General features: G+C 68.0%; 12 protein-coding genes and 1 pseudogene. 7 read left to right on the forward strand and 6 right to left on the reverse strand.

What is annotated here, in order from left to right:
* Positions 1–103: 103 nt before the first annotated feature.
* From hemE to ACYVII_RS12060, 5 genes are all read left to right on the forward strand, one after another.
* Positions 104–1,261: a uroporphyrinogen decarboxylase gene (hemE, locus tag ACYVII_RS12040; protein ID WP_460535440.1), complete on the forward strand. Its 1,158-nt coding sequence runs from the start codon at positions 104–106 to the stop codon at positions 1,259–1,261.
* Positions 1,258–2,958, forward strand: a complete 1,701-nt coding sequence (hemG, locus tag ACYVII_RS12045) for a protoporphyrinogen/coproporphyrinogen oxidase (protein ID WP_460535295.1) — start codon at positions 1,258–1,260, stop codon at positions 2,956–2,958. The genes hemE and hemG overlap by 4 nt, the downstream gene beginning before the upstream one ends.
* A gap of 64 nt (positions 2,959–3,022) precedes the next feature.
* Positions 3,023–3,385, forward strand: a complete 363-nt coding sequence (locus ACYVII_RS12050; protein WP_460535297.1) for a YtxH domain-containing protein — start codon at positions 3,023–3,025, stop codon at positions 3,383–3,385.
* Positions 3,385–3,861, forward strand: a complete 477-nt coding sequence (locus ACYVII_RS12055) for a phage holin family protein (RefSeq protein ID WP_460535299.1) — start codon at positions 3,385–3,387, stop codon at positions 3,859–3,861. Before ACYVII_RS12050 ends, ACYVII_RS12055 begins: the two co-directional genes overlap by 1 nt.
* Positions 3,851–4,123, forward strand: a complete 273-nt coding sequence (locus ACYVII_RS12060) for a DUF3618 domain-containing protein (protein WP_460535301.1) — start codon at positions 3,851–3,853, stop codon at positions 4,121–4,123. The genes ACYVII_RS12055 and ACYVII_RS12060 overlap by 11 nt, the downstream gene beginning before the upstream one ends.
* 67 nt (positions 4,124–4,190) lie before the next feature.
* Here the strand turns inward: ACYVII_RS12060 and ACYVII_RS12065 are convergent, their stop codons facing one another.
* From ACYVII_RS12065 to ACYVII_RS12085, 5 genes and pseudogenes are all read right to left on the reverse strand, one after another.
* The gene (locus tag ACYVII_RS12065; protein ID WP_460535303.1) at positions 4,191–5,576 is read right to left on the reverse strand and encodes a sialidase family protein; all 1,386 of its coding nucleotides are present in this window, start codon (positions 5,574–5,576) and stop codon (positions 4,191–4,193) included.
* A gap of 171 nt (positions 5,577–5,747) precedes the next feature.
* Complete coding sequence (hpaD, locus tag ACYVII_RS12070) at positions 5,748–6,914, reverse strand: 3,4-dihydroxyphenylacetate 2,3-dioxygenase (protein WP_460535305.1); 1,167 nt, start codon at positions 6,912–6,914, stop codon at positions 5,748–5,750.
* A 111-nt stretch (positions 6,915–7,025) separates the two neighbouring features.
* Complete coding sequence (gene hpaE / locus ACYVII_RS12075) at positions 7,026–8,543, reverse strand: aldehyde dehydrogenase (protein ID WP_460535307.1); 1,518 nt, start codon at positions 8,541–8,543, stop codon at positions 7,026–7,028.
* Positions 8,540–9,286 (reverse strand): GntR family transcriptional regulator, encoded by a 747-nt coding sequence (locus tag ACYVII_RS12080; RefSeq protein ID WP_460535309.1) that lies wholly within the window; start codon positions 9,284–9,286, stop codon positions 8,540–8,542. Before ACYVII_RS12080 ends, hpaE begins: the two co-directional genes overlap by 4 nt.
* Positions 9,287–9,330: 44 nt before the next feature.
* Positions 9,331–10,152, reverse strand: a pseudogene (locus ACYVII_RS12085) (fumarylacetoacetate hydrolase family protein); the annotation flags it as partial.
* A gap of 204 nt (positions 10,153–10,356) precedes the next feature.
* Here ACYVII_RS12085 and ACYVII_RS12090 point away from each other — a divergent pair.
* Positions 10,357–11,739, forward strand: coding sequence for an MFS transporter (locus tag ACYVII_RS12090; protein WP_460535311.1), 1,383 nt, complete (start codon positions 10,357–10,359; stop codon positions 11,737–11,739).
* Positions 11,740–11,776: 37 nt separating this feature from the next.
* Here ACYVII_RS12090 and ACYVII_RS12095 read toward each other — a convergent pair whose 3' ends face one another.
* The gene (locus ACYVII_RS12095; RefSeq protein WP_460535313.1) at positions 11,777–12,526 is read right to left on the reverse strand and encodes an IclR family transcriptional regulator; all 750 of its coding nucleotides are present in this window, start codon (positions 12,524–12,526) and stop codon (positions 11,777–11,779) included.
* 140 nt (positions 12,527–12,666) lie between these two features.
* On the opposite strand from ACYVII_RS12095, the gene ACYVII_RS12100 reads away from it, so the two are divergent.
* Positions 12,667–14,577, forward strand: coding sequence for an FAD-binding monooxygenase (locus ACYVII_RS12100; RefSeq protein WP_460535315.1), 1,911 nt, complete (start codon positions 12,667–12,669; stop codon positions 14,575–14,577).
* Positions 14,578–14,582 lie beyond the last annotated feature (5 nt).

Consider the following 14,582-nt stretch of genomic DNA (forward strand, 5'->3'; position numbering starts at 1 on the left):
GTCTCTGTGTATTCGGACGGCGGGACATCCAGCGACGGATGGGACAATCGAGCGTGTGACGTCACCCGAACCGGCCGCGCCATCCGAGCCGACCGCGCAGCATATGCAGAGCAGGCAGACGACCGAGGATTCGCAGGAACTTGCGGCGGAGCATCCGCTCGTCGCAGGGCTCACGTCCAGGTCGCCGCTCATCACCGCCTACTCGGGCCGTCGTCCCGCCGTGCTGCCCGTGTGGTTCATGCGTCAAGCCGGCCGCTCCCTGCCCGAGTACCGTGAGCTGCGCATCGGGACGAGCATGCTGGATGCCTGCCTCGACCCCGCGCTCGCCAGCGAGATCACGCTGCAGCCGGTGCGCAGGCACCGGGTCGACGCCGGCATCTTCTTCAGCGACATCGTCGTGCCGCTCAAGGCGGCCGGGGTCGACATCGACATCGTGCCGGGCAAGGGGCCGGTGCTCGGCGCCGCCGTACGGACGGCGGCAGACATCGCTGCGCTGCCGACCCTCGACCCGGATGCTCTCGCCCCCGTGGCGGAGGGCGTGCGGCAGACGGTCAGCGGTCTCGCCGAGCTCGGACACATTCCGCTGATCGGATTCGCCGGCGCACCATTCACGCTCGCTGCATACCTCGTCGAGGGCGGTCCGTCGAAGGACCACATTCGTGCGCGCACGCTCATGCACGCGGATCCGGATGCCTGGCACGCCCTGATGGCCTGGGCCGCCGACGTGACGGGCACGTTCCTCCGCACCCAGGTGCTGGCCGGGGCCAGCGCGGCGCAGCTCTTCGACTCGTGGGCCGGCGCGCTGTCGCTGGAGGATTACACGCGGCATGTCGCACCGGCATCCGCTCGCGCGCTTTCGTACGTGCGCGACCTCTCGTATCCCGATCCGGACGAGCCATCCGACCCGGTGACCGGGATGCCCGTCAGGCGCAACGTGCCGATCGTGCACTTCGGCGTCGGCACCAGCGAGCTGCTGAGGGCCATGCACGACATCGGCACCGACGTGGTCGGCGTCGACTACCGGGTGCCGCTCGACGAGGCGAGCAGGCGGCTGGGCAACATCGTTCCGTTGCAGGGCAACATCGACCCCGCCTACCTGGACGCTCCGTGGCCGATCATCGAGGCGCACGTGCGCGACGTGGTCGAGCGCGGGCGCAGCGCTCCGTCGCATGTCGTCAACCTCGGACACGGTGTGCCGCCCGAGACGGACCCGGCCGTTCTCACCCGCATCGTCGAACTCGTGCACGGGTTGCCGACATGAGCCCACGGAGCACCCGACGCGCGGGCGGATCCGACCCGGCGTCGCTCTCGCCGGAGCAGGAGCGCAGGGTTCGCGAGGCGCTCGAGCACGCGATCAGCGACGAGCCGACCCGCGTCGTCGTCATCGGCGGAGGCGCAGCGGGGCTGGTGGCCGCACGGGAGACCGCGCGGCCCGGCTTCGAGGTGACCGTGCTGGAGGAACGTCAGGAACTCGGCGGGAGCGTCGCGCGGCACGAGGTCGCGGGCATCCAGCTGGATGCCGGCGCCGAGAGCTTCGCCACCCGCGGCGGTCACGTGGCCGAGCTGCTCGAGGAGCTCGGGCTCACCGACGACGTGGTGTCCCCGCTGGCCGCGGGTGCCTGGCTTCAACTCCCTGGACGCGCAGTGCCGATGCCGAAGGCAGGGCTGCTCGGCATCCCGAGCTCGCCGCTGGCGAGCGACGTTATCGCCGCGATCGGCTGGGGTGGCGCGTTCCGTGCGTACCTCGACCGGCTGATGCCCGTGCTCAAGATCGGCGAGGAGCGCAACCTCGGGGTGCTCGTGCGACGTCGCATGGGGGAGTCCGTGCTGCAGAACCTGGTCGCTCCGGTCACCACGGGCGTGTACTCGGCGTCGCCCGACGAACTCGACGTGGCCGTCGCCGCGCCCGGCCTCAACGCGGCCATCACCCGCACCGGCTCGCTCTCCGGCGGCGTCTCGATTCTGCGGGAGAACGCGAAGGCCGGCTCCGCGGTCGGCGGACTCGTCGGCGGCATGGCCAGGCTCATCGACGTGCTGGCGGCGGATGCCCGTGCCCGCGGCGCCGTGTTGCGCACCGGGTCGAAGGTGGTCGGGTTGCGTCCCGGCGGGGAGGACGCTTCAGCCGAAGCCGACCGGTCTGGGAATGGAAGCGGGACGCAGGAGCACGCGTCCCGCGCGGACACCGAGGCGCTCGCCGCATCCGTCGATGCGGCCTTCGGAGACGCACGTGGGGAATCGGTGAGCACCGCGGCGCCAGCACAACCGCCGCGACGGCCGGGCCGGTGGCTGGTACAGCTCGCCGACGGGGAGACGCTCGACGCCGACGTCGTGCTGGTGGCGGCACCCGCGGAGGCGGCGCTGCCGCTGCTGGCACGGGCATCCGATTCGCTGACGTCACTCGCCGAGCTGAATTGGCCGAACCCGTCGACGGTCGACATCGTGACGCTCGTGGTGGACGATTCGCGCCTCGACTCAGCGCCCCGCGGCACCGGAATGCTCGTGGCAGAGACCGTGTCGCGGAGCCAGGTAGCCGCGAAGGCGCTGACGCACGTCACCGCGAAGTGGCAGTGGGTCGCGCAGCAGCTCCCCGCCGGCCGCCATGTGCTCCGGCTGTCGTACGGACGGGCCGGATCGCCCAGCCCGCTGGCGGGAATGGACGAGCAGGGCATCCGCTTGCGCGCTATCGCCGACGCGTCAACCCTCTTGAATATTCCGCTAGCGGAATCTAGTGTCGTCGGATCGGATGCAGTGCGCTGGACGAACGCTCCTCCCGTTGCCGCGCAAGGGCAGCGAGAGCGAATCGACCGGGTGCGCAGCGCGGTAGAAGGGGTGGAAGGACTCGAGGTGACGGGCTCTTGGCTGACGGGAACCGGGCTCGCATCGGTGGTTCCGGATGCCCGCAAGGCCGCCGAACGCATCCGCGCACTACGCTGGAAGACGCTGACCGGCAACGGCTGATCGGGCGATCGGTCGGTGTGAACATCGAGCGTCGTAAGACGAACACTGCAGGGGCGGGGGCACCATGAAAGGCAAGGTTCTCTTCGTCGTCGGGCTGGGAGCCGGGTACGTGCTCGGCACTCGGGCCGGACGGCAGAGGTACGAGCAGATCAAGTCCGCCTGGCTCAAGGTGTGGGACTCGCCGGTCGTACGGAAGCAGGTGCATTCCGTGCAGGACTACACGGCCGATCGCATCGGTGACCTCGGCACGGTCGTGACCGAGAACATCAAGCGGGCCGTCACGAAGTCGAACGGTTCGGCGTCCAAGTCGAACGGGTCGGCCTCGAAGACGGATGCGCCGACGGACGAGTCGGCAACGACGGCCGCCAGGTCGGGGCAGCGGCGCACGCGGTCCGGAGGCTCAGGATCGGGCGGGCGGGCATCCTGATGTCCGAGAGTGCTCGTCCGTCGGGTTCGCAGAACCCGCAGTCGCCGGGCATGCGGCCGTCCACCATCGGGGACCGTGGGCTGCGGGACAAGCGTTCGCTGATCCAGTTGCTGCGGGATCTTCCCGGCCTCGTGGTCGCGCTGCTCAAGGCGGAGCTCGCACAGCTCAAGGCCGAGATGGTCCGCAAGGCCATCAGCCTCGGGATCGGCATCGGCATGTTCGTCGTGGCCGGTGCACTGCTGTTCTTCATGCTCGGCGTGCTCGTGGCCGCGGCGGTGCTCGGCATCGCGGTCGCCCTGCCGGCCTGGCTCGCCGCACTCATCGTGGCGGCCGGCCTGCTGATCCTGGCCGGGATCTTCGGCTTCGTCGGAATGCTCTCGTTGCGACGGGGCATGCCGCCCGCGCCGACCGAGACGATCGAGAGCGTCAAGCGCGACGTCAATGCGGTGAGGGGGCTGGGCGACTATGACCACTGAGCCTGTGGAATCCGGCACCGTCTCGGAGGGCGCCCGGCGCGATGCGGAGAAGGGCAAGGGCTCCAGCCCCGCTGCTGACGTGGCCGCCGCTCGCGCGGAGCTCGCCGCGACTCTGGATGCCCTCCAAGACAAGCTGAACGTGCCCAAGCGCATCCGCATCGCCGCCGAGGAGAACCCGCTCGGCCTCGCCGCCGTGGGTGTGGCGCTCGCAGCAGCGGCCGCAGGCGCCGTCTGGCTCGCTGTGCGGGTCTTCCGGCGCTGACGAGCAGCCCAAATGCTGCGGCGCCGGTCCAGCGGGAGGCTCACGCCCACTGGACCGGCGCCGGCGCTTACTGGCCCGAGTGTTGCGCGCGGAAGTTCGCGATCGCGTTCTGCACGAAAGCCTGACGGTTCAGGCTTGGTGAACTCGAGCTGCGGGCCCGCGGACCGCCACCGACGTTTCCGTCGGCAAGCGAGATGATCCCCGCCTCGACACCCCCAGGTTCGCCGTACTGCGCTCCCGTAATGACGAAGAGGAGACCGGGGTCCTGCGAATAGAGGGGCTCGTCCAGTGGCATCGTGAACCGGCTGTATCCGGCCGGCATCGGCGAGGAGAGCCGCGTCCATTTGGTGGGGTCACCCAGGTCGCGGTTGATCAAGAAGTCGGCGTCGTCGTTGTCCGTGACGATGATCGTTCCGTTCTCGCCCCCGTATGGTGACCACGACACGACGGGGGCACCGTTGGGTGCGGTGCTCCCTTCCGGCGGAACGAGCGGCGTGTCGGTGGAGAACCGGAACGACTCCGGGTCTTTCGCGATCCGGTAGTGCACGTGGTACGTGTAGTTGTTCTGGTCCGGGTTGGCGGGGTCGTCGGGCTCACCGAACTCGTACGTCATGATCCACAGGTCGCCGCGCAGACGCGCCACGGTCGTCATACCGGGCCGTTCCGCGTACGTCGTGCCGGTGGCGTCATTGACGACCGGGCCCCATGTCTGCAGGTCCGTGCTGGTCTGGTGAGCGAGCTTCTGCCCGTAGTTCGGGTCACGCTGGTCGGAGTAGTAACAGATCAGGTTGTTGTTGTGCAGCAGCAGGAAGGGTTCCCATACCGGCGTGGCACCGTTCGTCGTGTTGGGTGGCCCGCCCTGAGCGACAGTGCTCAGGAACCTCCAGCTCGTGCCGCCGTCGGTGCTTGCGTACAGCTGGATGTTGGTGCTCGTGAACCTGAACCCTTGTGAGGTATCGATCGCCCAGTAGTTGCATGCGAAAAGCAGCGTGCCCTTCGGCAGTCCAGCGAAAGCTCTTGGAAGCTCGTACAGGTAGGGCTGCACGTAGATCCCGGCGGGCGCGCCGGCGCCGAGGATGCTGCCCTGCTGAGCCCAGGTTTGACCATCGTCGTTGCTGCGGTAGAGCGGAAACGGCGTGCCGCCGAAGCTCTGGTAGGTGGCCAGCAGCGGACGGGGCTGGCCCGGGCCAGAAGTGCCGAACCGCACCGCACGGGCATAGGACAGCCCGCCCGTCGTGCTTGGTACGACGTCCACCGGGCCGAACGGGGCCACGTTGTAGCCGTGACCAGAGTCGCTCGGCGCAGCGAACGCCGGCGCCGCCAGACCGAGCGACGACAGTCCAACGACGGAGAGTCCCGCCGCGGCTGCCCCGGCCTGGATGACGGTACGACGCGAAATCTCCGGCGGCCGACTGCCCGAATCAGCCTTGTACGAATCCCGAACCTTGCGCACAACTTCCTCCTCATCGAGAGTCGATGCCGTGGGACGGACGACGGTCCGCTGATCACACGGCGACGACTTCGCCAACATAACGCCGCATTTGTTGGATCACAAGACAAATGCGGAGAATTTGTTGGCAAGCAGGACGAATACGCCGTCGGACACGAGATATGGAGCCTGCCGCTACACCTGGTGGCCGAGTTTGTACTCGCCCTGCTTCCACTCGGGCATGGACTGCTGGCCCTCGTCGCCGCGGGTGTACGAGAAGCCGTCGGCGCCGATGGTGACGCTCATCTCGCTGGCCTCGGTGCGGGCGAGGACCGGCTGAGGGTTGCCGTCGAGGTCGAGCACGAGTGAGGCATCCGTGTACCAGCTCGGCACGACGGGGTTGCCCCACCAGTCGCGACGCTGGTTGTCGTGCACGTCCCAGGTGACGACCGGGTTGTCGGGGTCGCCGGTGTAGTAGTCCTGCGTGTAGATCTCCACGCGGTGGCCGTCGGGGTCGCGGAGGTAGAGGTAGAACGCGTTCGAGACGCCGTGGCGTCCCGGGCCGCGCTCGATGGCGTCCGAGCGGCGAAGTGCGCCGAGCTTGTCGCAGATGGCGAGGATGTTGTGCTTCTCGTGGGTGGCGAACGCGACGTGGTGCATCCGCGGTCCGTCGCCGCCGGTCATGGCGGTGTCGTGCACGGTGGGCTTGCGGCGCATCCAGGCCGCGTACACGGTGCCCTCCTCGTCCTGGATGTCTTCGGTCACCCGGAAGCCGAGGTCTTGCATGAACTTCACCGCACGCGGCACGTCGGGCGTGACCTGGTTGAAGTGATCGAGCCGCACAAGCGAACCCGGAGTGTAGAGGTCGTAGCGCCAGGCGAGCCGTTCGACGTGCTCGACGTCGTGGAAGAACTCGTACGGGAAGCCGAGCGGGTCGGTGACGCGCACCGAGTCGCCGATGCCCTTGACGTAACCGTCTGTGCGACGCTCGACGCGGCATCCGAGTTCCGTATAGAAGGCGACAGCCTTGTCGAGGTCTTCAGGAGTGCGCACGCGGTACGAGAACGCGGCGACGGCCGGCACGTCGCCCTGGCGCAGCACGAGGTTGTGGTGGATGAACTCCTCGAGCGAGCGTAGGTAGACGGCGTTCTCGTCCTCCTCGGTCACCGTGAGACCGAGCACGTCGACGTAGAAGTCGCGAGAGCGCTTCAGGTCGCTCACGACGAGTTCCATGTAGGCGCAGCGCAGGATGTCCGGCGGAGTCGCCTGCGGCGTCGGCGTCGGGTCGGCGCACTCGATCGGCGCCTCCTGGGAGACGTAGAAGCCCGACGAGGTCAGCGTCATGTCGTCGCGGTGGGTCATGGTCAGCGTCCTTGCGTGTTGTCTTTCCCGTTCAGGTCGCAGTTTCTGTCGGTAAACGCGAATCCAAGCGACAAAAAGTGCGACCTGAACGGGTGGTGTTGAGGTGGTTGGTCAGTTCTTGCCGAACGTGGGGTTCGGCGTGGGGCCGAGCGTGATGTGCACGGCCTGCTGGTCGGTGTAGAAGTCGATCGAGCGGTATCCGCCCTCGTGGCCGAGACCGGATGCCTTCACTCCGCCGAACGGCGTGCGCAGGTCGCGCACGTTGTTCGAGTTGAGCCACACCATGCCGGCGTCGATCGACTGTGAGAAGTTGTGGGCGCGCTTCAGATCGTTCGTCCACACGTAGGCGGCGAGGCCGTACTTCACGCCGTTGGCGAGCTCGAGGGCTTCCTCGTCGGTGTCGAACGGCGTGATGGCCACCACCGGACCGAAGATCTCCTCCTGGAAGATGCGGGCGGCCGGCGGAACATCCGCGAACACCGTCGGCGCGATGAAGTTGCCGGTGGGGAAGCCATCCGGTCGTCCGCCGCCGGCCACAAGCCGGCCCTCCTGCTTGCCGAGCTCGACGTAGCTCATCACTTTCGCGTAGTGCTCCGGATGCACGAGAGCACCCACCTCGGTGGTCTTCTCGTGCGGGTAGCCGACGACCACGCGCTTCGCCTGCGCCGCGTAGCGCTCGACGAACTCGTCGTAGACATCCCGTTGCACGAGGATGCGCGAGCCTGCGGTGCAGCGCTCGCCGTTCAGCGAGAAGACGCCGAAGATCGTGGCATCGATGGCGGCGTCGAGGTCCGCGTCGGCGAACACCACGGCGGGGCTCTTGCCGCCGAGCTCCATCGAGAGTCCCTTGAGGAACGGTGCCGCGTTGCCGAAGATCAGCTGCCCGGTGCTCGACTCACCGGTGAACGAGATGAGCGGCACGTCCGGATGCTTGACCAGCGCGTCGCCGGCATCCTCACCGAGTCCGTTCACCAGGTTGAAAACGCCCTTCGGGAGCCCGGCCTCCTCGAAGATGCCTGCCCAGAGGGATGCCGACAGCGGCGTGAACTCCGCCGGCTTCAGCACCACGGTGTTGCCGGTCGCGAGCGCGGGGCCGAGCTTCCACGACTCGAGCATGAACGGCGTGTTCCACGGGGTGATGAGGCCCGCGACGCCGATCGGCTTGCGGTTGACGTAGTTCATCTGGCGGCCGGGAACCTTGAACGCGTCATCCGCCTGCGCCACGATCAGGTCGGCGAAGAAGCGGAAGTTCTCCGCAGCACGACGCGCCTGGCCGAGCGCCTGGGTGATGGGCAGACCGGTGTCGTAGGTCTCGAGCTCGGCGAGGCGGGCATCCCTGGACTCCACGATGTCGGCAATGCGGTGCAGCACGCGGGACCGCTCGCGAGGGAGCATCCGCGGCCAGGGGCCATCGGTGAACGCGCGGCGGGCGGCGGCGACGGCGCGGTCGATGTCGGCCTTCTTGCCGGCGGCAGCGCGCACGTAGGTCTCGTTCGTGACCGGGTCGAGCACGTCGAACGTGTCGCCGTCGGCCGAGTCGACGAACTCGCCGTCGATGTAGTGCTGGATGTGCTCGGGCAGGTCGTGCGGGATGTGCCGGGCGGCGAGTTCGGCAGTGGTGTCGGTCATGGTTCCTCCGGTGGGTGGAGCGGGGTCGGTGAAGACGGCGTTGCGGCTTCCGGATGCCGCGCGGCGAGGAAGGCGTCGAGGGTGCGCCAGCGGTGGTAGCGGGCTGCGAGTTCGATGTCGAGGGCGTCGGCGCCCTCGCGGATGAGCCGCACGATCTCTTCGTGCTCCGTGACCGAGTGGGTGGCGCGTTGCGGCACGAACGAGAACGTGGAGTCCCGCACGCCGCGCAGCCGTCCCCAGCCTCGGTGCACGAGTTCGAGGATGTGCGGGTTCGGGCACGGCTCGAACAGCACGGAATGGAACTGCTCGTTGAGCCGGGTGAACTCGTGCGGGTCTAGTTCGCCGAGCATCCGGCGCATCCGCTCGTTGATCTCGAGCGCACGGTCGAGGTCGGCGTCGGTGAGCAACGGCGCGGAGAGGGCGGTTGCCGCGCCCTCGACGAGCCCGAGGGTCTGCATCGCGTAGGTGTATTCGCTCTCGTCGGCCAACGCGACCCGCGCGCCGACGTTGTGCTCGAACGTGACGAAGCCCTCGGCCTCCAGCCGCCGGATCGCCTCGCGCACCGGGACGACGCTCATGCCGTTCTCGTCGGCGATGCTTCCGAGCACGAGCCGGTAGCCGGGGCTGTACCGGTGGTCGACGATGCGCTCGCGGATGTACGCGTAGGCCTGCTCCGACTTGCTGCCGGCGGCCGGCTTGCCCACCGGATGCGAGGGACCGGTCGTCACGAGTGCCTCGCTCATCGGTCGCTCTCCCCGGCGCGCTCGTTTGCTGCGGCATCCGCTGACGCGGGCGCGATCGCGGGCTCGGCACCCGCCAGCCCCGCCGCCTCGAGCGATCCCCATGCCTCCGCGCGCTGCGTGTCGTCGACGGCCGGGAGCGATCCGACCTCGGGATCGAAGCCGCGCGTGCCCTGCACGACGGTGGTGACGAGGCGACCGGACGACGGATGCTCAGCCGCGGCCGGTGCATCCACCTCCACCTCGACGACGTCGCCGGGCTGCACCACGGATGATCCGGCTGGCGTTCCGGTGAGGATGACATCGCCCGCCTCGAGCGTGAAGTGCTGGGAGAGGTCGGCGACGAACTGCGCGAGCGGGAAGATCAGGCCTTCGGTCGTGTCGTCTTGCACGAGGTCGCCGTTCACCCACGTGCGGAGCCGGAGCGACTGCGGATCGATCGTTCGAGCGTCGATCAGCCGAGTGCCGATCGGCGTGTACCCGTCGCCGCCCTTGGAGCGCACGTTGGATCCCTTGTCGTTCGCGCGCAAGTCGTACAACCCGAAGTCGTTCGCGGCCGTGACCCAGCCGACGTATTGCCAGGCGTCGGCGAGCGAGACGTGCCGGGCATCCGTACCGATGACGAGTGCGATCTCGCCCTCGAAGGCGAGCAGTTCGGTGCCGACCGGACGCACGATCTCGCCACCGGATGCCTGCACGGAGCTGGAGGGCTTGAAGAAGTAGGAGGGCGCGGCCGGGCGGCGTCCGCGTTGCTGCGCACGCGACGCGTAGCTGAGGTGAACGGCGACGATCTTGCCGGGGCGCGACGGGAGCGCGCCGAATCGTGCGTCTGCCGGAGCCCCATTCGCTGCGGTGGTTTCGCTGGTCATGACCTGCATTCTCCCGTCGGTGCTCTGGCGCGTTCTGCCAGGCGCGACCCCCTCGACGCGCCATTGCATTGTATCTCAAATCGTATATGATCGGCGCAGTCTGTGAGAACCGACAGTCCCGCGGGACCGCTCACGAGCGTGCCGGGTCAGGCATCCGGCGGAGCGAGTCAGGCCACCACTATCCATGACAAGGGAGTCAGTCGCATGAGCACATCAGCCGCATCGGGGTTCACCCCGACAGGCACCATCCGGGCAGCCGTCGATCGGCGCCGCGTGGTCGTCGCGACCGTCGTCGGAACGACGGTCGAGTGGTACGACTTCTTCATCTACGCGTTCGCGGCCGGAGTCGTGTTCGCGAACCTCTTCTTCGAGCCGATGGGGCCGGACTTCGCCCAGATCGTCTCGTTCTTCAGCGTCGGCGTGAGCTTTCTGTTCCGTCCGCTTGGCGCGTTCCTCGCCGGCCACTTCGGCGACAAGATCGGCCGGCGTCCCATGCTGGTCATCACGCTCCTGCTGATGGGCATTGCGACGACGCTCGTCGGGTTGCTGCCCACCCACGCCGTCATCGGCGTGTGGGCGCCGGCCCTGCTCATCCTGCTCCGCGTCGTCCAGGGCATCTCGGCAGGAGGGGAGTGGGGCGGTGCCGTGCTGATGGCGGTCGAGCACGCGCCCAGGAAGCGGCGCGGCGTCTTCGGCGCGTCTCCGCAGATCGGCGTGCCGATCGGGCTGCTGCTGGCATCCATCGTGCTGGCGCTCATGGCTCTCGTCGCACCGGGCGACGCGTTCCTCGTGTGGGGATGGCGGGTGCCGTTCCTGCTGTCGATCGTGCTGATCGGGGTCGGGTACTGGGTGCGTCGTCGTGTCGACGAGAGCCCGGTGTTCCGCGAGATCGCTGAGCGCAAGGAAGAGACGAGGATGCCCATAGCGCAGCTGTTCCGCAGGCATCTGCTGGTGGTGATCATCGCCGCGCTCGTGTTCGCGGGCAACAATGCCGTCGGATACATGACCACAGGTGGATACGTGCAGCACTACGCGACGGACCCGAAGGGCGCCATCCGGCTCGATCCCGGCCCCGTGTTCTGGGTCGTCGCCGCCTCAGGAGTGACGTGGCTGATCGCGACGTGGGTTGCCGGATGGCTGTCGGACAAGCTCGGCCGCCGCAACACGTACATCCTGGGCTGGGTGCTTCAACTGATCGGCGTGTTCCTGCTGTTCCCGCTCACCAACCTGGGCACCGTCTGGTCGCTCTTCGTCGCACTGGCGAGTCTCACGATCGGACTAGGACTCACCTACGGACCGCAAGCGGCGATGTATGCCGAGCTCTTTCCCGCCTCGATCCGGTTCTCCGGGGTCTCGATCTCCTACGCGATCGGCGCGATCGTGGGAGGCGCGTTCTCGCCGATGATCGCGCAGGCGATCTTCCAGTCCACCCACTCGACGGTCGGGATCACCTGGTACCTCGCCGGCATGACGCTCGTAGGACTCGCCGCCACACTGCTGCTGCGCGACCGCACGGGCATCCCGCTGGGTCCCGAGCACGAGGCTGAGCAGAACGCCAGCCCGGTCTACGGGTTGTCGAAGGCCTAGCGGGCCGGCGCTGCTGCGGGCTACTCGAGCATCGGCGCTATTCGCCCAGAGCGTCGCGGATGGCGTCGGCCGCGTCGCGCAGTCGGCGGGCGATCCGCTCCGGCGCGGTCGCCTCGCCGACGTAGACCACGGCGATGGCGGCCCGCCGGCGTCCCCGAAGTCGCAACGGGACCGAGACGGACTTCAACGTCGGAATGACTTCGTCATGGCTCGTCGCCCAGCCACGCTCCCGCGCCTCGGCGACATCCTGTGCGACATGAGGGGGAACGGCGGTCGGCCACTCACTCTCCTGCATGATCGAGAGCAACGCCTTTCCCGGCGCGCCCGCCCACACCGGATGCCTGGCTCCTGGACGCTGCGCCACCGACGCCACGGCGTGCCGGGGTTCGACGCTGGCGAGTGTGACGCACTCCTCGTGATCGAGCACGGCGAGAAAGCAGGTCATGCCCAGGTCGTCGGCCGCCGCGTTCAGCTCGGGAACGCTCGCTGCCTGCAGGTCGGGCACCGCCGCCATCGCGAGAGCCGCGAGACGCGCGCCGAGTGCGTAGCGTCCGTCGGTCTCGCGCATGACGAGGCCATGGTCATCGAGCGTGCGCAGCAATCGGTAGGCGATCGAGCGATGCACGCCGAGCCGGCGTGCGAGTTCGTCGACCGTGAGCGGCACGCGGGCATCCGCGAGCTCCTCGAGAATGCGGATGCCTCGGCTCAGGGTCTGCGACGCCGGTGCAGTCGTCGCGGCAGTCGCGAGAGCGGTTGCCGCGGGGGTCGGGGTCCCGGTGTCGGTCACGTGGTCGCTCCCTCCGCCCAGTTGCGTCGCAATCATCCGAATTCTATGATGTGTTCAATAGTAGAACGCGCCGTTCGAATATAGAACAAGGCCAGGTTCGCCGCAACCTCGACATCGATGTCCGAGGAAGGATCCACTCCATGCAGTTCCACCATCACGGATACGTCTCGGGCGACCCGACCGTCCTGCCAGCGGCGGGCACTGGAGTCGACCGGCCCGAGGAGATCCCCGACGAGGTCGACGTTCTGATCGTCGGATCGGGCCCCGCCGGCATGCTGCTGGCTGCGCAGCTGTCGCAGTTCCCGGATGCCACGACGCGGCTCATCGAGCAGCGCCCCGGGCGGCTCGTGCTCGGACAGGCCGACGGCATCCAGCCACGCAGCGTCGAGACGTTCCAGGCGTTCGGCTTCGCTGAGCGAATCATCGCCGAGGCCTACAACATCGCCTACATGAACTTCTGGGGACCCGACCCCGAGAACCCGGCCAACATCATCCGCACGTCCCGCACCGAGGACTACGCCAAGCACATCGGCGAGTTCCCGCACCTGATCGTGAACCAGGCGCGCGTGCTCGACTACTTCGCCGAGGCTGCGGCGCACGGGCCAGGACGCATTCTGCCGGACTACGGCGTCGAGTTCCTCGGGCTCACCGTGCACGAAAGCGGCGAGTATCCGGTCGAGGTGCGCATCCGCTACGGCGCAGGCGAGCGGGAGGGCGAGGAGCGCACCGTGCGCGCGAAGTACGTCGCCGGTGGCGACGGCGCACGAAGCAGGGTGCGCGACGCGATCGGGCGCAAGCACCTCGGTGAGTTCGCGCGGCATGCGTGGGGCGTGATGGATGTCACGGTCAACACCGACTTCCCCGACTGGCGCATCAAGTGCGCGATCAATGCCGAGGCGGGCAACATCCTGCACATTCCGCGAGAAGGCGGTTACCTCTGCCGCATGTACATCGATCTCGGCGCGGTGGCCGATGACGACAACCACCAGGTTCGGAACACGCCGATCGACGCGATCATCGCGAAGGCGAACGAGATCCTGCATCCGTATTCGATCGACGTGAAGCAGGTCGCGTGGAGCAGTGTGTACGAGGTCGGGCACCGCGTCACAGACAAGTTCGACGACGTGCCGGAGGGGTCGGATCGCACCCCGCGCGTCTTTCTGATGGGGGACGCCTGCCACACGCACAGCGCCAAGGCCGGCCAGGGCATGAACGTGTCAATGCAGGACGGCTTCAACCTGGGCTGGAAGCTCGGCAACGTGCTCTCCGGCCGCAGCCCCGAGTCGCTGCTGGCGACGTACTCCGCCGAGCGGCAGCCTGTCGCGCAGGAGCTCATCGACTTCGACCGCGAGTGGTCGAGCCTGATGGCGCGCAAGCCGGAGGAGTTCGCGGACCCACAGGAGCTTGCGGACTTCTACGTGCGCACTTCGGACTTCCCGTCCGGGTTCCTCACCCAGTACAAGCCGTCGATGATCACCGGCGAGTCGACGCACCAGGAGCTCGCCGCTGGGTTCCCGATCGGCAAGCGCTTCAAGTCGGCGGAGGTGGTGCGGGTGTGCGACGGGAACATCCAGCACCTTGGCCACCATGCTCGTGCCGATGGACGGTGGCGCATATACGCGTTCGCGGATGCCGCGGCCGCGGGGGAACCGTCGGCTCTTACCGACTGGGCGGAATGGCTGCTGGATGCCCCGGACTCGCCGCTTCGGCGGTTCACTCCGTCGGACATCGATGTGGACGCTGTGTTCGATGTGAAGGCGATCTACCAGCAGAACTACGACGAGGTGGACACCGCGAAGGTGCCTGCCGTCTTCAGGCCGCAGACCGGTCCCTTCGGTCTGACCGACTGGGAGAAGGTGTACGCGTCCGGCCCGGGAGAGGACATCTTCGACTCACGTGAGCTTTCTCGAGACGGTGTCGTCGTTGTGGTGCGTCCGGACCAGTACGTCGCGCACGTTCTGCCGCTCACGGCGACCGACGAACTCGGGTCGTTCTTCGAGGGCGTGATGCTGGAACAGTCATCCGTTGTGCGCGAGGTTGTGGCGCCGTAGGCGTT

Source organism: Humibacter ginsengiterrae (genome assembly GCF_054780115.1).

Coding starts and splice junctions, on each gene's coding strand:
- hpaE (WP_460535307.1), bottom strand. CDS start 8,543: ATGACCGACACCACTGCCGAACTCGCCGCCCGGCACATCCCGCACGAC.
- ACYVII_RS12050 (WP_460535297.1), top strand. CDS start 3,023: ATGAAAGGCAAGGTTCTCTTCGTCGTCGGGCTGGGAGCCGGGTACGTG.
- ACYVII_RS12090 (WP_460535311.1), top strand. CDS start 10,357: ATGAGCACATCAGCCGCATCGGGGTTCACCCCGACAGGCACCATCCGG.
- ACYVII_RS12100 (WP_460535315.1), top strand. CDS start 12,667: ATGCAGTTCCACCATCACGGATACGTCTCGGGCGACCCGACCGTCCTG.
- hemE (WP_460535440.1), top strand. CDS start 104: ATGCAGAGCAGGCAGACGACCGAGGATTCGCAGGAACTTGCGGCGGAG.
- ACYVII_RS12055 (WP_460535299.1), top strand. CDS start 3,385: ATGTCCGAGAGTGCTCGTCCGTCGGGTTCGCAGAACCCGCAGTCGCCG.
- ACYVII_RS12080 (WP_460535309.1), bottom strand. CDS start 9,286: ATGAGCGAGGCACTCGTGACGACCGGTCCCTCGCATCCGGTGGGCAAG.
- ACYVII_RS12060 (WP_460535301.1), top strand. CDS start 3,851: ATGACCACTGAGCCTGTGGAATCCGGCACCGTCTCGGAGGGCGCCCGG.
- hemG (WP_460535295.1), top strand. CDS start 1,258: ATGAGCCCACGGAGCACCCGACGCGCGGGCGGATCCGACCCGGCGTCG.
- hpaD (WP_460535305.1), bottom strand. CDS start 6,914: ATGACCCACCGCGACGACATGACGCTGACCTCGTCGGGCTTCTACGTC.